Here is a 22192-nt window from a genome sequence, read left to right on the forward strand (position 1 = left end):
CATGTCCGACATCCAAGACATTTCCACGCGCCGTGCCAACCTGACGGCGGAACAACGCGCGAAGCTGGCGCAGCGCCTGCGCGGCGCGGGCGGCGCTGACCGTGCCGAGCAATCCTCGATTCCGCGGCGCCCGGCGGGCGAGCGCATCGCCTTGTCCTTCGCGCAGCAACGGCAGTGGTTTCTGTGGAAGCTGGACCCGGCGGGCACCGCCTATCACCTGAGCGGCGGCCTCGTCCTCGATGGCAGCCTCGACGCCGAGGCGCTGCGCGCCAGCGTGCAGGCGCTGGTCGATCGCCACGAATCGCTGCGCACTGTCTTCCGCGAGGCCGGCGACGGCGAGGTGGAACAGATCGTTCAAGACACGACCGACATCGCGCTGCCCTGCATCGACCTGAGCGCGCTGGCCGGCCCGGCACGCGAGGCCGCGATCCGCCAGAAGGTGCAGCGCATCCGCACCGAAGCCTTCGACCTCACGCGCGGCCCGCTGATGCGTGCCGTGCTGCTGCGCACCGGCGCGCAAAGCCACCGGCTGCTGGTCGTGATGCATCACATCGTGTCGGACGGCTGGTCGGTCCAGCTCATCCTCGACGAGCTGGCCGTGCAGTACGCGGCGCGCGTGCAAGGCCAGGCGCCTGTGCATGCCGAGCTGCCGATCCAGTACGCCGACTATGCCCGCTGGCAGAGCCAGTGGCTGGCCGAGGGCGAGGGCGAGCGCCAGCTCGACTGGTGGCGTGGTCACCTAGGCGCGGAGCAGCCGGTGATCTCGCTGCACACCGATCACCCGCGCAAGGCCGATGGCCGCTATCGCGCGGCGCACCACACCTTCGCGCTGCCCGCCGACACCATCGAGCGGCTGCGGCAGCAGGCGCAAGGGCAGGGCGCGACCTTGTTCATGGCGCTGCTCGCCGGCTTCAACGCGCTGCTGTTCCGCCACACGGCGCAGACGGATGTGCGCGTCGGCGTGCCCATCGCCAACCGCAACCGCGCAGAAACGGCGGGCGTCGTCGGCTTCTTCGTCAACACCCAGGTGCTGCGCTCGCGGATCGATGCGCGCATGACGTTGGCCGAGCTGCTGGTGCAGACCCGCGACGCCGCCATCGGCGCGCAGACGCACCAGGACCTGCCTTTCGAGCAACTGGTCGGCGCGCTGCAGCCCGAGCGCAGCCTGAGTGCCAATCCGCTGTTTCAGGTGATGTTCAACCACCTGCGCCGCGACCATCGCTCGCTGGCCGAGTGGCCCGGCGTTGCCGTGCAGCGGCTGGGCTTCGAGGAAGAGGGCGCGCAGTTCGAGCTGACCTTGCAGACGCTCGAACTCGAGGACGGCCGGGTCGACGCGACCATCCTCTATGCGTCGGAGTTGTTCGACGTGCAGACCATCGAGCGCATGGCCGGGCACTACCTGGCGGTGCTGCAGGCGCTGGCGCATGAACCGCAGCGGGCGGTGAGCGATGTCGCGCTGCTCGACACGTCCGAGCGCGCGCAGCTTGCGTCGTGGAGCGAGAACACGCGCAGGCACGACGGCGCGCAGCCGGTGCACCGGCAGATCGAGCAGCACGCGCGGCAAACGCCTGATGCGACCGCGCTGCTGTTCGGCGATGAAGCGCTGAGCTACGGCGAGCTCAACGCCCGGGCCAACCGTTTGGCCCACCACCTGATCGCGCTGGGCGTGAAGCCCGAGGCCCTCGTGGGCATCGCGGTCGACCGCTCGGTCGAAATGATGGTGGGCATCCTCGCGATCCTGAAGGCCGGGGGCGCCTATGTGCCGCTGGACCCTGAGTACCCGGCCGACCGCCTGGCCTACATGGTCGAAGACAGCGGGTTGTCGCTGCTGCTGACCCAGCGGCATCTGCGGCCTCTGCTGCCAACTGGCGAAGCCCTCCGCGTGCTCGAACTCGACAGCCTGGACGTCGGTGCCGAATCCGCGGCTGACCCCCAGATTGCACTGCACGGCGAGCACCTGGCCTACGTCATCTACACCTCCGGCTCCACCGGCAAGCCCAAGGGCGCGGCGATCCGCCACGACGCCCTGTACAGCTGCATGGCCTGGATGCAGGAGACCTACCACCTGACCGAAGCCGACACCGTGCTGCACAAGGCGCCGTTCGGCTTCGATGTTTCGTGCTGGGAGATGTTCTGGCCCCTGACCACCGGCGTTCGGCTGGTGATCGCCAATCCCGGCGACCACCGCGACCCCGAGCGGCTGGTGCAGTTGATCCAGAAGCATCAGATCACCACCCTGAACTTCGTGCCCTCGATGCTGCAGGCCTTCCTGGCCCACGAGGGTATCGAGGCCACCACGCGGCTGCGCTACATCATCTGCGGCGGCGAGGCCATGCCCGCGGCCACGCAGCGCGAAGCCCTGCAGCGCCTGAAGGGCGCCTCGCTGCAGAACCTGTACGGCCCGACCGAGACCACCATCCACGTCACGCAGTGGACCTGCCGCGACGACGGGCTGAGCCAGGTGCCGATCGGCCGGCCCATCAGCGACACGCAGGCGTACGTGCTGGATGCGCAGCTCAACGAAGTGCCCGCTGGCGCGGCGGGTGAGTTGTACCTGGGCGGGGTCAACCTCGCGCGGGGCTATCTGAATCGCGCGGGCCTGACGTCCGAGCGCTTCGTGGCCACGAACAACGGCCAGCGGCTGTACCGCACGGGCGACCTCGTGCGCTGGAATGCGGAAGGCCAGATCGAGTACCTGGGTCGCATCGACCACCAGGTGAAGGTGCGCGGTTTCCGCATCGAACTGGGCGAGATCGAGGCGCAGTTGCTGGCGCAGCCCGAGGTGCGTGAAGCGGTTGTGGTGGCCGACGAAGGTCCCTCGGGGGCGCGGCTGGTGGGTTATGTCTCGGCGCACGCGGGCCAGCAGATCGACGTGACCGCGCTGCGCGGGCGGCTGGGCCAGGCGCTGCCGGACTACATGGTGCCGGGTGTGGTGATGGTGCTGGAGCGCCTGCCGCTGAATGCCAACGGCAAGGTGGACCGCAAGGCGCTGCCCGCGGTGGAGTTCGCGAGCGATCGGGCCTACGAAGCGCCCGAGGGCGGTGTGGAGCAGACACTGGCCGCGATCTGGGCCGAAGTGCTCGGCGTGCAGCGCGTGGGTCGCAACGACAACTTCTTCGAACTCGGCGGCGATTCGATCCTGAGCCTGAAGGTGGTCGCGCGCGCCCATCGGCAGGGCATCCGGATGAGCCCGCGTCAGGTGTTCGAACACCAGGGCCTGGCGTCGATCGCCCGTGCGATCCGTGGCGACGATGCCGCGGACGTTCCCTCGATCTCGGCGCTGTCGGCATCGCAGCGCGCGGGCGGTCTCGCGCTGTCGCATGCGCAGGCGCGCCAGTGGTTCCTGTGGCAGCTCGATCCGCAGAGCACGGCCTACCACGTCAGCGGCGCGCTGCGGCTCGCCGGTGCACTGGACAAGAATGCGGTACGCGCAAGTTTGAATGAACTGGTGCAGCGCCACGAGTCGCTGCGCACGGTGTTTCGCGCCGATGCCTCGGGCATGGCCGCGCAGATGATCCGTGAAACCGGTGGCATCGATTTCTCGCTGATCGATCTCGGCAACGTCGCCGAAGAGGGGAAGCGCGAGGCCCGCGCCAGGCAAGAGGCGCGCCGCCTCAGCGACACGCCCTTCGACCTGGGCGAGGGCCCGCTGCTGCGCGTCGGCCTGATCCGCCTGGCGGCCGAAGTACATGTGCTGGTCGTCGTGATGCACCACATCGTGTCCGATGGCTGGTCGATGCAGATCATCGTGGACGAGTTCGTGGCGTGCTACCGCGCACGCGTCCTGGGCCATGCGCCCGAGCTGCAGCCCCTGCCGCTCCAGTACGCGGACTACGCGGCCTGGCAGCGGGCCTGGCTCGAAGCCGGCGAGAAGGAAAGGCAACTCGCGTACTGGGCGGCGCATGTGGGAACCGAGCAGCCCGTGCTGCAACTGCCCACCGACCATGCGCGGCGCGCGGATGGGCGCTACAGCGCCGTGCGCCACGGCTTTGCCTTGCCCGAGGCGCTCGTCAAGGCGCTGCACCGTCGCGCGCAGGGCCAGGGCGCGACGCTGTTCATGGCGCTGCTCGCGGGCTTCCAGGTGCTGCTCAGTCGCTACACGGGCCAGTCGGACATCCGCCTGGGCGTGCCGGTGGCCAACCGCCATCGGGCGGAGGTCGAAGGCGTCATCGGCTTCTTCGTCAACACGCAGGTGCTGCGGGGCGTGGTGGACGGCCGCGCGACGCTGTCGCAGGTGCTGGCACAGGCCCGCGACACGGCGCTGGGCGCGCAGGCGCATCAGGACCTGCCGTTCGAGCAGCTCGTGGAAGCGCTGCAACCCGAGCGCAGCCTCAGCACGAGCCCGCTGTTCCAGGTGATGTTCAACCACCAGCGCGGCGACTTCCGCGCGCTGCAAAGTTTGCCCGGCCTCACGCTGACGGATTACGAACTGGAAGCGCAGGCCGCCCAGTTCGAGCTGGCGCTGGACACCAGCGAGGACATGGACGGCCGGGTGCAGGCGAGCCTGCGCTATGCGGCCGAGCTGTTCGACGCAGAGACGATGGCGCGCATGGCGGGGCACTACCTCGCGGTGCTGCAGGCGCTGGCGGATGCCCCGCAGCAGGCCGTGGGCGACGTGGTGCTGTCGGGCGAGGCCGAGCAGGCGCAGCTCGCGGCGTGGAGCGAACATGCGCCGCGCGCAACGGACACCGGACCGCTGCATCGCCGGATCGAACAGCAAGCGAAGCTGCGGCCAGATGCACCCGCGCTGGCGTTCGATGGCGCGACGCTCAGCTACGGCGAGCTCAATGCACGCGCGAACCGCCTGGCCCATCGCCTGATCGCGCTGGGGGTGAAGCCCGAAGCGAAGGTGGGCATCGCGGTGGAGCGTTCGACCGCGATGGTGGTGGGGATCCTTGCGATCCTGAAGGCCGGCGGTGCCTATGTGCCGCTGGACCCGGAATACCCGGCGGACCGGCTGGCCTACATGGTCGCCGACAGCGGCATCGGGCTTTTGCTCACGCAGGGCCACTTGGACGTGCCCGGCATCGAGACCTTGCAGGTGCTCGCGCTCGACACGCTGGACACGCGCAATGAATCCGACACCGACCCGCAGGTCGCGTTGAGCGGCGAGAACCTCGCCTACGTCATCTACACCTCCGGCTCCACCGGCCGCCCCAAGGGCGCGCAGCTGTGCCATCGCAACGTGACGCGGCTGCTCGACGCGACCGCGCCGTGGTTCCACTTCGGACCCGAGGATGTGTGGACGATGTTCCACTCCTACGCCTTCGATTTTTCGGTGTGGGAAATCTTCGGGGCGCTGTGCACCGGCGGCAAGCTGGTCATCGTGCCGTTCTGGGCCAGCCGCTCGCCCGCGGACTTCCTGCAACTGCTGCGCGAGCAGCGGGTGACGGTGCTCAACCAGACGCCTTCGGCCTTCGGCCAGCTCACGAGCCTGCCGCAGGCCCATGAAGGCGGCCTCGCGCTGCGCACGGTGATCTTCGGCGGCGAAGCGCTGGAGCCGCAAAGGCTGCGAACCTGGATCGAACACCATGGCGACCAGCATCCGCAGCTGGTCAACATGTACGGCATCACCGAGACGACGGTGCACGTGACCTGGCGCCGGATCACCGCGGCCGACATCGGCCGGCAGCGCAGCCCCGTCGGCTTGGCCATTCCCGACCTGGGCCTGCGCGTGCTCGATGCGCAGATGAACCCGGTGCCGATCGGCGTGGCCGGCGAACTGCATGTGTCGGGCGAAGGCCTGGCACGGGGCTACCTGAACCGCGCGGGCCTGACGGCCGAGCGCTTCGTGGCGGCCGACCATGGGGAGCGGCTGTATCGCACGGGCGACCTCGTGCGCTGGAGCGTCGAAGGTCAACTGGAATACCTGGGCCGCATCGACCACCAGGTGAAGGTGCGGGGTTTCCGCATCGAGCTGGGGGAGATCGAGGCGCAACTGCTCGCGCTGCCCGAGGTGCGCGAAGCGGTGGTGGTGGCCAACGAAGGCCCGGCCGGCACGCGGCTGGTGGGTTATGTGTCGGCGCAGGCGGGCCTGGCGATCGACGTCGCGGAACTGAAAAGCAGGTTGGGCACGGCACTGCCCGACTACATGGTGCCGACGGCATTGGTGGTGCTCGACGGCCTGCCGCTGAACGCCAACGGCAAGGTGGACCGCAAGGCGCTGCCGGCTGCGGAGTTCGCGAGCGAGCGAGCCTACGAGGCGCCCGAAGGCGAGGTGGAAGAGAAGCTCGCCGCAGTCTGGGTCGAGGTGCTGGGCGCCGAGCGCGTGGGCCGGCACGACAACTTCTTCGAGCTCGGCGGCCATTCGCTGTTGGTCGCGCAGTTCGTGGCCCGAGTGCAGGGTCTTGCGCGCGGGCAGCTCACGATCCGCGACGTCTTCCAGCACCCGACGCTGGCCGCGCAGGCGGCGCTGCTGGCGGGCGCGCACCAGGAGGGCGCCACCGACCAGGCACTTTCGGAAATCGATTCACTGCTTGACAGCATGGAGGCTGTTTGATGGAAACAACCGCGACCCGTCGCATTGCAGAGCGCTTCTCCCGGTTGCCCACCGAACAGCGTCGTGTCGTGTACCAGGGGATTCGTTCGAAGGGCCTGACGCTCGACCAGTTTCCGATCCTGGCGCGCGAGAGCGAGACCCCGGGCCGCTGCCATGTGTCCTACGCGCAACTGCGCCAGTGGTTCCTGTGGCAGCTCGACCCGACGAGCACGGCCTATCACATCAGCGATGCGCTGCAGCTCTCCGGTGCGCTGGACGTGGACGCGGTGCGCGCGAGCTTCGAAGCGCTGGTCGCACGCCATGAGTCGCTGCGCACGGTGTTCCGCGCCAATGCCGACGGACTCGCCGAGCAGGTGATCGGCGAAGACGGCGCGTTCGACTTCTCGCTGGTGGACCTGAGCCTGGCCGATGCGGGCCAGCGCGACGCGAAGGCGCGCGAAGCGGCGCAGCGCATCGGCGGCACGCCCTTCGACCTGACGCAGGGCCCGCTGCTGCGCGTGGGCTTGATCCGTCTCGCGCCCGAAACGCATGTGCTCATGCTGGTGATGCACCACATCGTGTCGGACGGCTGGTCGCTGCAGATCATCGTGGACGAGTTCGTGGCGCAGTACCGCGCCCGCGTGCGGGGTGAGGCAGCGGCGCTGGCGCCGTTGCCGATCCAGTACGCCGATTACGCCGTGTGGCAGCGGCACTGGCTGGAGGCCGGCGAACAGGACCGCCAGCTCGGCTACTGGAAGACGCAGCTCGGCGAGACGCAGCCGGTGCTGCAGTTGCCGCTGGTCCGGCTGCGCAAGGCCGATGCCCGCTACAACGCCGTCGCCCATCGGGTCGAGCTGCCCGCGTCGCTGGTCCAGGGCCTGCAGAAGCAGGCGCAGGCACAAGGCGCCACGCTGTTCATGGTGCTGCTGGCCGGCTTCCAGGCGCTGCTCGGCCGCTACAGCGGCCAGGAAGACATCCGCGTGGGCGTGCCGATCGCGAACCGCCACCGCGTGGAGACCGAGAGCGTCATCGGCTTCTTCGTCAACACCCAGGTGCTGCGCAGCGTGGCGGACGAGCGCACCAGCCTGTTGCAATTGCTGGCACAGGCCCGCGAAGCGTCGCTGGGCGCGCAGATGCATCAGGACCTGCCGTTCGAGCAATTGGTCGAGGCCCTGCAGCCCGAGCGCATCGTCGGCGTGCATCCGCTGTTCCAGGTGATGTTCAACCACCAACGCAGCGATTTCTCGGGGTTGAAAGGCCTTTCGGGCCTCGCGCTCGAGCCCTACGACCTGGGGGGACAGGCCGCGCAGTTCGAGCTGATGCTGCTCACCGACGAAAGCCCCGACGGCCGGCTGCATGCGAAGTTCAGCTATGCGGCGGAACTGTTCGATGCCGCGACCATCGCGCGCATGGCAACGCACTACCTGGCCGTGCTGCAGGCGCTGGCCGACCGCCCGGAACAGACACTGGGCGAGATCGCATTGCTGGGCGAAGCCGAGCGCGCACAGCTCGCGGCGTGGGGCACGAACCTGCAAGGCCATGCCGATGCGACGCCGGTGCATCGCCTGATCGAGCAGCAGGTGTCGCGGCACCCCGATGCCGAGGCATTGGTTTTCGGAGAGCAGACGCTGAGCTACGGCGAGCTCAATGCGCGCGCCAATCGCCTGGCGCACCATCTGATCGCCTTGGGCGTGATGCCCGAGACCAAGGTCGGCATCGCGGTGGAGCGCTCCATCGAGATGGTCGTGGGCCTGCTGGCGATCTTGAAGGCCGGCGGCGCCTACGTGCCGCTGGACCCGGAGTACCCGGCCGAGCGGCTGGCCTACATGGTGGCCGACAGCGGCATCGCGCTGCTGCTCACGCAAAGCCATCTGAGCGTCCCCGGCCTCGAAGGCTTGCGGGTGCTGTCGCTCGACACGCTGGCGCTCGACGCCCAGCCCCCGCACGACCCGCAGGTTGCGCTGCATGGCGAGAACCTCGCCTACGTCATCTACACCTCCGGCTCCACCGGCCGCCCCAAGGGCGCGGCCAACCGGCACCGTGCGCTGCACAACCGGCTGGCCTGGATGCAGGCTGCCTATGGCCTGGACGGCGGCGACACCGTGCTGCAGAAGACGCCGTTCAGCTTCGACGTCTCGGTGTGGGAATTCTTCTGGCCGCTGATGACCGGCGCGCGCCTGGCGCTCGCCAATCCGGGCGACCACCGCGATCCGTCGCGGCTGGTGGCGCTGATTCGCGAGCACCGCATCAGCACGCTGCACTTCGTGCCGTCGATGCTGCTGGCCTTCCTCGCGCACGAAGGCGTCGAGGCCTGCGAGAGCCTGGAGCGCATCGTCTGCAGCGGCGAGGCCCTGCCGGCCGAAGCGCAGAACGCGGTGTTCCAGCGGCTGCCGCGTGCGCGGCTGTACAACCTCTACGGCCCGACCGAGGCGGCGATCGACGTGACGCACTGGCAGTGCCGTGCGGACGGGCGCAGCCAGGTGCCGATCGGTCGTCCCATCGACGGCCTCAAGACCTGCGTGCTCGACGGCGCCCTGGGCCTTGTGCCCGAGGGCGTGGCCGGCGAGCTGTACCTGGGCGGTGTCGGCCTGGGACGCGGCTATCTCGATCGTGCGGGGCTGACCGCCGAGCGCTTCGTGGCCGATCCGTTCGATGGCGCGGGTGGTCGGCTGTATCGCACGGGCGACCTCGTGCGCTGGAACGGCGAAGGCCAGCTGGAGTACCTGGGGCGCATCGACCATCAGGTGAAGGTGCGGGGCTTCCGCATCGAGCTGGGGGAGATCGAGGCGCAACTGCTGGCGCAGCCCGAGGTGCGCGAAGCGGTGGTGGTGGCCAACGAGGGCCCGGCCGGCACGCGGCTGGTGGGTTATGTGTCGGCGCATGCCGGCCAAGCGATCGACATTGCCGAACTGAAAAGCAAGTTGGGAATGGCGCTGCCCGACTACATGGTGCCGTCGGCGATCGTGGTGCTCGAAGGCCTGCCGTTGAATGTCAACGGCAAGGTGGACCGCAAGGCGCTGCCAGCAGCGGAGTTCACGAGCGAGCGAGCCTACGAGGCGCCCGAAGGAGAAGTGGAAGAGAAGCTCGCCGCGATCTGGGCCGAGGTGCTGGGCGTGGTGCGTGTGGGCCGGCGGGACAACTTTTTCGAACTGGGCGGGCATTCGCTGTTGGCGCTGCGGCTGCTCGAGCGCATGCGCGCACAAGGCTGGACGACGCAGGTGCGCACGCTGTTCCAGCAGCCCGAGCTGGGCGCTTTCGCGCAGGCGCTGGCGGTCGAGCCAGTGCGCCGCGAGGTGGTGGTACCGCCCAACGGCATTCCGGCGGATTGCCAGGCGATCCAGCCGGAGATGCTGACGCTGGTGGACCTGGATGCACGGCAGATCGCGCGCATCGAAGCGGCGGTGCCAGGCGGCGCGGCCAACATCCAGGATATCTACCCGCTGGTGCCGATGCAGGAAGGCATGCTGTTCCATCACCTGCTGCAGGCCGATGGAGACGCCTACGTCACCGAGCACGGAATGGGCTTCGACAGCCGCGAGCGGCTGGAACGCTTCATCGCGAGTTTCAATGAAGTGATCGCGCGTCACGACATCCTGCGCACGGCCGTTCTGTGGGAAGAACTCGACGAGCCGGTGCAAGTGGTGTATCGCCAGGCCGAGCTCACGCTGCAATGGCTGGATATTCCCGAAGACTCGCTGGGACTCGACGCGCTGGGTCGGCTCAACGCCTTCGCAGGACCGGACCACCACCGCATCGATGTGCGCAAGGCGCCGATGCTCAAGGCGACGGCGGTTCGCGATGTGCCCAACGGGCGCTGGCTGCTGCAGGTGCTCAGCCATCACTTGATCGACGACAACACCACGCTGCGGATGATCGGTGAGGAAATCGCGCAGATCCAGCAAGGCCAGGCGCAGGCCCTGCCCGAACCCGTGCCCTTCCGTCGCTTCGTGGCGCAGGCCAGGCTGGGCGTGAGCCAAGCCGAGCACGAGGCCTTCTTCCGCCAGATGCTGGGCGACGTGCAGGAACCGACGGCGCCCTTCGACCTGCTCGACGTGCAGGGCAATGGCGACGGAATCGAAGAAGTCAGGCTGTCGCTGGACAGCGGTTTCGCGCAAAAGCTGAGGCAGCAGGCACAGCGCCATGGCGTGAGCGCGGCGTCGCTGTTTCACCTGGCCTGGGCGCTGGTGGTCAGCCGCACCACGGGCAAGGACGACGTGGTGTTCGGCACCGTGCTGTTCGGCCGCATGAGCGGCGATGCCCATGCCGAACGGGCCATCGGCATGTTCGTCAACACGCTGCCGATGCGCGTGCGCATGGACGCGCAAAGCGTCTCGCAATGCCTGCGCCAGACGCACGCCGCCCTGAGTGCGCTGATGCACCACGAACACGCGAGCCTGGCGCTGGCGCAGCGCTGCAGTGCGCTTCCAGTCGCCACGCCGCTGTTCTCGGCGCTGCTCAACTACCGCCATGTCCCGAAGCGCGAAGAGGCGGCGGATTCCGGCGGGATGCATGGCATGGCGATGCTGAGCGAGAAGGAGCGCACGAACTTCCCCTTCACGATGTCGATCAACGACATCGGTGACGAATTCGTCCTGGTCGCGCAGATCGGCCGGCAGATCGATGCCCCGCGCATGTGCGATTTCATGCGCACTGCCGTCCACGGGATCGTCGAGGCCCTGGCCACGCGCCCCGAGCAAGCGGTGTGCGAAGTGGCGCTGCTGGGCGAGGCCGAACGCTCACAGCTCGCGGCCTGGGGCTCGAAGCCGCAGCGCCATCCCGATGCGACGCCGGTGCATCGCCTGATCGAGCGGCAGGCGGCGCAGCAGCCCGATGCCGTGGCGTTGGTCTTCGGTGACGAGACGCTGAGCTATGGCGAACTCAATGCGCGCGCCAATCGCCTGGCGCACCATCTGATCGCGCTGGGCGTGAAGCCTGAGACCAAGGTCGGCATTGCGGTGGAGCGCTCCATCGAGATGATGGTGGGCCTGCTGGGCATCCTGAAGGCCGGTGGCGCGTATGTGCCGCTGGATCCGGAGTACCCCGTGGACCGGCTGGCCTACATGGTGGCCGACAGCGGCGTGACGCTACTGCTGACGCAGAGCCACCTGGGCGCGCTGATCCCCGGCGCCGAAGGCCTGCAGGTACTCGCGCTCAACACGCTGGCGCTGAACGGGCAGCCCGCGCACGACCCGCAGGTCGCGCTGCATGGCGAGAACCTCGCCTACGTGATCTACACCTCCGGTTCCACCGGCCGGCCCAAGGGCGCGCAGCTGTGCCATCGCAACGTGACGCGGCTGCTCGCCGCCACCGATGCCTGGTTTCGTTTCGGCCGGCACGACACCTGGACCCTGTTCCATTCCTACGCCTTCGATTTTTCGGTGTGGGAGATATTTGGCGCGCTGTGCACCGGCGGCAAGCTGGTCATCGTGCCGTTCTGGGTCAGCCGCTCGCCCGAGGACTTCCTGCAACTGCTGCGCGATCGGCAGGTGACGGTGCTCAACCAGACGCCTTCTGCCTTCGGCCAGCTGACCAGCCTGCCGCAGACCTACGAGCAACCCCTGGCGCTGCGCGTGGTGATCTTCGGCGGCGAGGCGCTCGATCCGCAGCGGCTGCGCCAGTGGATCGAGCACCACGGCGACGAAAGCCCGCAGCTGGTCAACATGTACGGCATCACCGAGACGACGGTGCATGTGACCTACCGCCGGATCAGCGCGGCCGACATCGGCCAGCAACGCAGCCCCGTGGGCCTTGCGATTCCGGACCTCGGCCTGCGCGTGCTCGATTCGCAGCTGAACCTGGTGCCGATCGGCGTGGCCGGTGAACTGCATGTCTTCGGCGCCGGCCTTGCGCGTGGGTATCTGCGCCGGGCCGGCCTCACGTCGGAGCGCTTCGTTGCCGGGCCGGACGGCGAGCGGCTGTACCGCACGGGCGACCTCGTGCGCTGGAACGCCGATGGGCAACTGGAGTATCGGGGCCGCATCGACCACCAGGTGAAGGTGCGGGGCTTCCGCATCGAGCTGGGGGAGATCGAGGCGCAACTGCTGGCGCAGCCCGAGGTGCGCGAAGCGGTGGTGGTGGCCAACGAAGGCCCGGCCGGCACGCGGCTGGTGGGTTATGTGTCGGCGCATGCCGGCCAAGCGATCGACATTGCCGAACTGAAAAGCAAATTGGGAGCGGCGCTGCCCGACTACATGGTGCCGTCGGCGCTCGTGGTACTCGAAGGCCTGCCGTTGAATGTCAACGGCAAGGTGGACCGCAAGGCGCTGCCAGCGGCGGAGTTCACGAGCGAGCGAGCCTACGAGGCGCCCGAAGGAGAAGTGGAAGAGAAGCTCGCCGCGATGTGGGCCGAGGTGCTGGGCGTGGCGCGCGTAGGCCGCAACGACAATTTCTTCGAACTCGGCGGCCATTCGCTGCTGGCATTGCGGCTGCTCGAACGCATGCGTGCACAAGGCTGGACGACGCAGGTGCGCACGCTGTTCCAGCAGCCCGAGCTGGGCGCTTTCGCGCAGGCGCTGGCGGTCGAGCCAGTGCGCCGCGAGGTGATGGTTCCGCCCAACGGCATTCCGGCGGATTGCCAGGCGATCCAGCCGGAGATGCTGACGCTGGTGGACCTGGATGCACGGCAGATCGCGCGCATCGAAGCGGCGGTGCCAGGCGGCGCGGCCAACATCCAGGACATTTACCCGCTGGTGCCGATGCAGGAAGGCATGCTGTTCCATCACCTGCTGCAGGCCGAGGGCGATGCCTACATCACGCTGAACTGCGTGGCCTTCGACAGCCGCGAGCGGCTGGAACGCTTCATCGCGAGCTTCAACGAAGTGATCGCGCGCCACGACATCCTGCGCACGGCCGTGCTGTGGGAAGACCTCGGCGAGCCGGTGCAGGTCGTGTATCGCCAGGCCGAGCTCACGCTGCAATGGCTGGAGGTGGCGCCGGGCGAGGATGCGCTGGCGCGCCTCAACGCCTTCGTGGACCCGGGCCGCTACCGCATCGACGTGCGCACGGCACCGATGCTGCGCGCGGTGGCGGTCCACGATGCGGCGAACACGCGCTGGCTGCTGCAGATCCCGCAGCACCACATGGGCGTGGACCACACGACGCTGGAACTGATCGTCAAGGAGATCGCGCTGATCCAGCAGGGGCAGCGAGAGGCGTTGCCCGAGGCGGTGCCGTTCCGGCGCTTCGTCGGGCAGGCAAAGCTCGGCATGGGCCGGGCCGAACACGAGGCCTTCTTCCGCAAGATGTTGGGCGACGTGCAGGAGCCGACGGCGCCCTTCAACCTGCTCGACGTGCAGGGCGACGGCACCCAGGTCCGCGAGGCCCGGCGCGCGCTCGAGCCCGCGCTGGCGCTGCAGGTGCGGCGCGAGGCGCAGCGCCATGGCGTGAGCGCGGCGACGCTGTTCCACCTGGCCTGGGCACTGGTGGTCAGCCGCACCACGGGCAAGGACGATGTGGTGTTCGGCACCGTGCTGCTCGGCCGCATGCAGGCGGGTGCCCATGCCGAACAGGCGCTGGGCATGTTCATCAACACGCTGCCGCTGCGTGCGAAGCTGGGGCCGCGCAGCGTGGCGCAGTGCCTGCGCCAGATGCACCAGAGCCTGAGCGGCCTGATGCACCACGAGCACGCCAGCCTGTCGCTGGCGCAGCGCTGCAGCGGCGTGCCCGAAAGAACGCCGCTGTTCACCGCGCTGCTGAACTACCGCTACAGCGCCGCCGAGGACGACGCCGCGCAGGCCCCGGCCTGGGAAGGCATGCAGATCCTCGATCGGCAGGAGCGCACCAACTACCCCTTCGACCTGTCGGTGGACGACCTGGGCGAAGGCTTCGCGCTGTCGGCCCAGGTCGATGCGGCACTCGACCCCGAGCGCGTGTGCGGGCTGATGTACGCGGCCACCGAGGCGATCGTGCAGGCACTGTCGACGCAACCCGAGCGGCGGATCTGCGAGATCGAGGTGCTGCCCGACGAGGAGAGGCGCGAACTGCTGTCGTGGGGCGCCGGCGAAGCGCCGGATGCAGCGGATGCGCCGACGATGGCCACGCACGCGGTGCACCGTCTCGTGGAACGCCAGGCGCTGGCGAGTCCGGATGCGGTGGCGCTGGTGTCGCAGGGCACGAGCCTGAGCTACCGCGAAGTCAACGCGCGCGCCAATCGTCTGGCGCACCGGCTGATCGCGCTGGGCGTGAAGCCTGAGGCCAAGGTGGGCATCGCGATGGCGCGCAGCGCCGAGGTGTTCATTGGGCTGTTGGCGATCCTGAAAGCCGGCGGCGCCTACGTCGCGCTCGACCCCGAGTACCCGGCCGAGCGGCTGGCCTACATGGTGGTCGACAGCGGCGTGCGGCTGGTGCTGACGCGTTCGGACACCGGCATCGGCGAGCGGCTGGCACAACAGGTGCCGGACCTGGTGCAGCTCGCGCTAGACGGCATCGACATTGACAACGAGGCCGCCAGCCATCCCGCGAGCAACCCCGAAGTGCCGCTGCACGGCGATCATCTCGCCTACGTCATCTACACCTCGGGCTCCACTGGGCGCGCCAAGGGCGTGGCCGTCACGCACGGTCCGCTGTCGATGCACATGCGCAGCATCGTGCGCCGCTACGGTTACGGCCCGGGCGACCGACTGCTGCAGTTCGCTTCCATCAGCTTTGATGCTTCGGCCGAACAGTGGCTGGCGCCCTGGACGGTGGGTGCGGCGGTGGTGGTCGCCGCAGCCGGCCGGCAGTCGCCGCAGGAGCTGCTCGCGCTGGCGCGTGCCAGCGGCGTGAACGTGCTGTATTTCGCGCCGGCTTACCTGCGCCACATCGCGCAGGCCGCACGGGACGCGAAGGCCGAGCCGCTGGCCGTGCGCCTGTGCATCGCCGGCGGCGAAGCCTGGAGCCAGGCCGATTTCCGTGCCGCCTGCGAGGCCTTCGCGCCGGAAGAGCTGCACAACGCCTACGGGCCCACCGAATGCGTGATCACGCCCTGCGCCTGGAGCGCGGGCGTGGATGTGGATGTGGATGTGGAGGGGACGTGGCCCTATGCGCCCATCGGACGCGTCGTGGGGAATCGCAGGGCGCTCGTTCTTGGCGCCGACATGGAGCCCGTGCCTCTGGGTGCGATGGGCGAGCTGTACCTCGGCGGCGAAGGCCTGGCGCGCGGCTACCTCGACCGCGCGGCGCTGACGGCCGAGCGCTTCGTGGCCGATCCCTTCGATGACGCGGGTGGTCGGCTGTATCGCACGGGCGACCTGGTGCGCTGGAACGGCGAAGGCCAGCTGGAGTACCTGGGGCGCATCGACCACCAGGTGAAGGTGCGGGGCTTCCGCATCGAACTGGGCGAGATCGAGGCGCAACTGCTGGCGCAGCCCGAGGTGCGCGAAGCGGTGGTGGTGGCCGACGAAGGCCCGGGCGGCGCACGGCTGGTGGGTTATGTGTCGGCGCATGCGGGCCGTGCGATCGACGCCGCGGCACTGAAGGACAGGCTGGCCCGGGTGCTGCCGGAATACATGGTGCCAAGCCTTTTCGTGGTGCTGGAGGCGCTGCCGCTGAGCCCGAACGGCAAGGTCGAGCGCAAGGCGCTGCCGCAGCCGGAACTCGCGCAGCAGCAGCAGCAGGCCTACGAAGCGCCCGAGGGCGAGGTGGAAGAGAAGCTCGCGGCGATCTGGGCTGACGTGCTGGGCGTGGCGCGCGTGGGACGCCACGACAACTTCTTCGAGATCGGCGGCCATTCGCTGGCCGTGCTGCAGGTGCAGACGAAGACGCAGGTCGCGTTCGCGGTGCAGCTGCCGTTGCGCACCTATTTCGAGCGGCCGACCCTGGCCGCCATCAGCGAGGCCATGCGCGAGGCCCGATCGGCCGACACAGGCGATGAAGTGGCGGAGCTGGACCAGATGGACAGCCTGCTGGAAGCACTGGAGGATTGATGGACACCAAGAAACAGGAGATCGCGGAGCGCTTCGCCCGCCTCCCCACCGACAAGCAGAAGGCCTTCCTGGGCCTGCTGGCGCAGCAGAAGATCGACTTCGCGCGGCTGCCGATCGTCAAGGCGCAGCCCGAGCGGCGCCGCCTGCTGTCCTATGTGCAGGCCAGGCAATGGTTCCTCTGGCAGCTGGATCCGCAGAGCACGGCCTATCACATCAGCGGTGCGCTCGAACTCAAGGGCGCGCTGGACGTGGCGGCCGTACGCGCCAGCTTCGAGGCGCTGGTAGCGCGCCACGAATCGCTGCGCACGGTGTTCCAGGTCGACGCCGAAGCGCAGGTCGCGCAGCGGATCCACGAGGACGGCGAGCTCGACTTCGTGCAGATCGACCTCGCGGCTGACGCCGCCGCCGACCGCGAAAAGGCGCGGGCCGCGGCGAACGAGGCTGCGCGCCGCATCGCCAACACGCCCTTCGACCTGGCGCAGGGGCCGCTGCTGCGCGTGGGCCTGATCCGGCTGGCGCCCGAAACGCATGTGCTGGTGCTGGTGATGCACCACATCGTGTCGGATGGCGGGTCGCTGCGCATCGTGATGGACGAGTTCGTGGCGCAGTACCGCGCATGCGTGCAGGGCGAAGCGGCGGCACTGCAGCCGCTGCCGATCCAGTACGCCGACTACGCCGTGTGGCAGCGCAACTGGCTGGAGGCCGGCGAGAGGGAGCGTCAGCTCGCCTACTGGACCACGCACGTGGGCCGCGGCCAGCCGGTGCTGCAGGTGCCGGCCGATCGGCCGCGGCGCACGGACGGCCGCTACGCTGCGATGCACCATGGCCTTGTGCTGCCGGACAGCTTGGTGAAGGCGCTGCACAAGCGCGCCCATGCCGAAGGCGCGACGCTGTTCATGGCGCTGCTGGCGGGCTTCCAGGCGCTGCTGCACCGCTACACCGGGCAGCAGGACCTGCGCGTCGGCGTGCCGATCGCCAACCGCCACCGGCCGGAGACCGCAGGCGTCATCGGCTTCTTCGCCAACACCCAGGTGCTGCGCGTAGCGATCGACGATCGCGCCAGCCTCTCGCAACTGCTGGCGCAGACCCGCGAAGCGGCGCTGGGCGCGCAGATGCACCAGGACCTGCCGTTCGAGCAATTGGTGGAGGCGCTGCAGCCCGAGCGCATCCTGGGCACCAACCCGCTGTTCCAGGTGCTCTTCAACCACCAGCGCAGCGGCGCTGACGTGCTCAAGGGGCTACCCGGGCTTGCGCTGGAGGAATACGCGCTCGGCGGACAGGCCGCGCAGCTCGAGCTGGCGCTGGAGACCGTCGAGGATGCCCAAGGCCGCGTGCATGCGAGCCTGCGCTATGCGGCGGAGCTGTTCGATGCCGCGACCATCGAGCGCATGGCCGGGCACTACCTGACGGTGCTGCAGGCACTGGCGGACCATCCAGAACAGGCAGTGGGTGACGTCGACCTGCTGGGCGCCGCCGAACGCGCGCAGCTCGCCGCCTGGGGCTCGAATCCGCAGCGCTATCCGAATGAGACGCCCGTGCCGCAGTTGATCGCACAACAGGCCGCGTTGCGCCCCGATGCCGTGGCGCTGGTCTTTGGCGACCAGAAGCTGAGCTATGGCGAACTCAATGCGCGCGCCAATCGCCTGGCGCATCGCCTGATCGCGCTGGGCGTGAAGCCCGAGACCAAGGTGGGCATTGCGGTGGAGCGCTCCAACGACATGATGGTGGGCCTGCTGGGCATCCTGAAGGCGGGTGGCGCCTATGTGCCGCTGGACCCGGAATATCCGGTCGAGCGGCTGGCCTTCATGGTGGAAGCCAGCGGGATCGGCCTGCTGCTCGCGCAGCGCCACCAGACAGCGCTGGTGGCGCGCCTGGCTTTCGGTACGCACAAGCCGGCCGTGCTGCTGGTGGACGACCCCGGCGCAATGGCGCAGTTCGGGCCCGACACCGATCCGCAGGTCGAACTGCATGGCGAGAACCTCGCCTACGTGATCTACACCTCGGGCTCCACCGGCAAGCCCAAGGGCGTGATGGTTCGCCATGGCGCATGGAGCCACCTGATGGCGAGCATGCGCGAGCGGCCCGGCATGACGGCCGACGATGTGCTGGTCGCGGTGAGCTCGCTGTCCTTCGACATGGCGTCGCTCGAGCTCTACCTGCCGCTGGTGTGCGGCGCGCGCATCGTGCTGGCGCCAAGGGGCGTCGTGCGCGACGGCGAAGCCCTGGGTCGCCTGATCCGCGAGCAGGGCGTAACCGTGCTGCAGTCGACACCCGCCGGCTGGCGCCTGCTGGAAGCCGACTTCCGCGCGCACGGCCTGCCCGCCAGGTTCAAGGCCCTGTGCGGTGGCGAAGCGATGCACCCGGACCTGGCGTTGAGCCTGCGCGCGCTCGGCATCGAACTCTGGAACATGTACGGACCGACAGAGGCGACTGTCTGGGTGACGGCCGACCGGGTGGAGCGCGAGCCGAGGTTCGGCAGCGCCATCGCGGCCACGCAACTGCACGTGCTCGACGGTGCGCTCAACCCGACCCCACCCGGCGTGGCGGGTGAGCTGTACCTGGGCGGCGTCGGCCTGGCGCGCGGCTATCTCGCGCGCGCGGAGTTGACGGCCGAGCGCTTCGTCGCCAACCCGTTCGATGATGGGCAGGGCGGGCGGCTCTACCGCACCGGCGACATGGTGCGCTGGCGCGGCGACGGCCAGCTCGAATACCTGGGGCGCACCGACCACCAGGTGAAGGTGCGGGGCTTCCGCATCGAGCTGGGCGAAATAGAAACCCAACTGCTCGCGCAGCCCGAAGTGCGCGAAGCGGTGGTGGTGGCCATCGAAGGCCCCGCGGGTGCGCGGCTGGTGGGCTATGTGTCGGCGCAGCCGGACCGGGCCATCGAGGTGGCGGCGCTGAAGGACCGGCTGGCCGAGGTCCTGCCGGACTACATGGTCCCCGGAACGCTGGTGGTGCTGGACGCATTGCCGCTGAACCCGAACGGCAAGGTCGACCGCAAGGCCTTGCCCGAGCCGGAGCTTGCCCAGGTACAGGCCTACGAGGCACCCGAGGGCGAGGTCGAAGAAAAGCTCGCCGCGATCTGGGCCGAAGTGCTGGGCCTGCCGCTCGTGGGCCGCCACGACGACTTCTTCGAGATCGGCGGCCATTCGCTGCTCGCCGCGCAGGTCGCTTCGCGCGTGCGCGTTGCCTACGACGTCGCGCTGCCGTTGCGCCGGCTCTTCGAGCATCCAATGCTGCGCGCGCTTGCCGCTCATGTGCGCGAGACGTTGCTGGCTGCACAGCAGTCCGGCAAACAGGTGCCCGCGTTGCGACCGGTCGCGCGTACCGCGGACATGCGCCTCTCGCCGTCGCAGCAGCGCCTGTGGCTGGTGGACCGGCTGTTCGCCGCCTCCGATGCGCAGAGCCGCGCGGCCTACAACGTGACGGCGGCGCTGCGGCTGTCGGGTGCACTGCACGTCGATGCGGTGCGCGCCACGCTCGACGCGATCATGCAACGGCACGAGGCCTTGCGCACCAGCTTCCCCGAGAACGAGGATGGCGATCCGGTCGCACGCATCGCGCCGCGGGGCGGCCTCGTCGTCGCGCTGCACGATCTGTCCGCGCTGCCGGACGACCGCAAGGCCGCCGCGGTGCAGGAGGCGCTCGCCGCGCATGCGCGCACCGTCTTCGACCTGGCCAATGGGCCGGTGTTCGCCGCCTCCATGCTGCAGCTCGCGCCGCGAGAGCACATGCTGCTGCTGTGCGTGCACCACATCGCCTTCGACGGCTGGTCGGAGGCCGTGTTCGTGCGCGACTTCATCGCGTTCTATACCGCGCTGCGCGAAGGCCGCGAGGCGCAACTGCCGCCGCTGGCGATCCAGTACGCGGACTACGCCGACTGGCAGCACCGCAAGCTCGAAGCGACGTTCGACGAGCAGGCCGCGTTCTGGCGCGGCTACCTCGACGGCGTGCCGGCGGTGTCCACCCTCGTGCCTGATCTGGCGCGGCCGAAAGTCGCATCGACAGCGGGCGACAGCGTCAACCTCGCGCTCCCGAAGGCGCTGTCGGATGCACTCGGCGCGCTGGCGCGCCAGCACGGCACCTCGCTGTACACGATGCTGCTGGCCGTGTTCCTGCTGGTGCTGCATCGGCAGTCGGGCCGCGACGACGTGGTGGTCGGCGCCGACGTCGCCGGTCGCAACCACCCGGCGCTCGAGCCGCTCATCGGCTTTTTCGTCGGCGTGGTGCCGCTGCGCTCGCGCCTGGCGCCCGGCACGGGCTTCGCGCAATGGCTCGCCGGGGTCAAGGAGAGCACGCTGTCGGCTTTCGAGCACCAGGACCTGTCGTTCGAGCAAATTGTCGAGCTGGCGGGCGTGCCGCGCAGCCAGCAGCACAACCCGCTGGTGCAGGTGCTGTTCGTGATGCAGAACATGCCCGCGAGCCGTTTCGAGATCCCGGGCGTGACCCTCGAGAGCGTGCCGCCGCCGACGATCGCCTCGAAGTTCGACCTGGCCGTGTTCGTCACCGAGGGCGAGACCGAGCTCACGGTCAATTGGGTCTACGCCACCAGCCTGTATCGGCGCGAGACGATCGAACGGGCATCCGCCGCATGGCGCGATCTTCTGCAGCAGGTAGCCACATCGCCGACCGACGCGCTGGAGAGTTTTTTCATTTCCTCCTCTTCGTCCTCTTTGGAAAGCAAGACCATGTCTTCCTCGACGCCCGCACTGGGCAAACTGCAGAAGCTCAAGAAGATCGTGGGCAAGGAGCGCGGCGCCGCCGGGTCCGCGCCGCGTTCGCCGATCCGCATGTCGTTCCTGTCGCCGGCGCGCGAATTCCCACTCGTAATCGAAGCCACGGGCAGCGACCTCGATCCCGTGGCCTGGGCACGGGACCAGCGCGAGTTCATCGAGGCCAAGCTGCGCCAGCACGGCGGCATCCTTCTGCGCAACTTCGGCCTGGAGACGCCGCAGGACTTCGAGGCCTTCGCCGAGATGATCGAGCCCGAGTTGTACGGCAGCTACGGCGACCTGCCGAAGAAGGAGGGCGGCAAGAAGACCTACCGCTCCACGCCGTACCCCGAGCGTCAGATGATCCTGTATCACAACGAGAGCTCGCACATGGACCGCTGGCCGCGCAAGCAGTGGTTCTTCTGCGAACTGCCGTCGCCCGTGGGCGGCGCCACGCCGATCGTCGATTGCCGCGAGATGCTGCGCCGCCTGCCCGCCGAACTGGTGGCCGAATTCGAGCGCAAGGAACTGCTCTATGTGCGCACCTTCGTACCGCACTTCGACGTGAGCTGGCAGGAGTTCTTCAAGACTGAAAGCCGTTCCGAGATCGAGGTCCGGCTGGCTGCTGCCGGCATCGCTTGGCGCTGGCTGGATCAAGACACGCTGCAGACCCGCACGCGCTGCCCGGCCGTGATCACGCACCCGGTCACGGGCGATCGCGTGTTCTTCAACCAGGTCCAACTGCACCACACGAGCTGCCTCGAGCCGGAGGCACGCGAGGACCTGCTGGGCGTGGTCGGTGCGGACCGCATGCCGCGCCATGTCTGCTTCGGCGACGGCTCGCCGATCAGCGACGAGACCATGGCGCTCATCGGCCGCGCGTATGAGGAATGCGCGGTGCGCTTCGACTGGCGCCGCGGCGACGTCGTGATGCTCGACAACATGCTCGCCGCGCATGCGCGCGATCCGTACGAGGGGCCACGCAAGATCGTGGTGGCGATGGGCGCGATGTGCGATCGCGCCGCGCTGTCCGGACCTTCGCCTTCGCAGGCCGACGCCCGCGACGACTCCCTGCTTGCCGTCGAATCCTGAGGTCGGAC

The 22192-nt window shown here is 68.9% G+C and carries 3 protein-coding genes; all 3 read left to right on the forward strand.

What is annotated here, in order from left to right; translation table 11 throughout:
• The first annotated feature begins 1 nt into the window (after window position 1).
• Genes QFZ83_RS05790 through QFZ83_RS05800 form a run of 3 tightly spaced genes read left to right on the forward strand, consistent with a single transcriptional unit; the run spans window position 2 to window position 22184 of the window.
• On the forward strand, window positions 2-6499 hold the full coding sequence (locus QFZ83_RS05790) for a non-ribosomal peptide synthetase (protein ID WP_307503679.1): 6498 nt from the start codon (window positions 2-4) through the stop codon (window positions 6497-6499).
• Window positions 6499-16380, forward strand: a complete 9882-nt coding sequence (locus tag QFZ83_RS05795; protein ID WP_307503682.1) for a non-ribosomal peptide synthetase — start codon at window positions 6499-6501, stop codon at window positions 16378-16380. Before QFZ83_RS05790 ends, QFZ83_RS05795 begins: the two co-directional genes overlap by 1 nt.
• Window positions 16380-22184 carry a non-ribosomal peptide synthetase gene (locus QFZ83_RS05800; protein ID WP_307503685.1) on the forward strand — a complete coding sequence of 1935 codons (5805 nt, stop codon included), beginning with the start codon at window positions 16380-16382 and terminating at the stop codon, window positions 22182-22184. The genes QFZ83_RS05795 and QFZ83_RS05800 overlap by 1 nt, the downstream gene beginning before the upstream one ends.
• Window positions 22185-22192: the final 8 nt, after the last annotated feature.

It is taken from the genome of Variovorax sp. W1I1 (assembly GCF_030815625.1).
GTDB classification, from domain to species: domain Bacteria; phylum Pseudomonadota; class Gammaproteobacteria; order Burkholderiales; family Burkholderiaceae_C; genus Variovorax; species Variovorax paradoxus_C.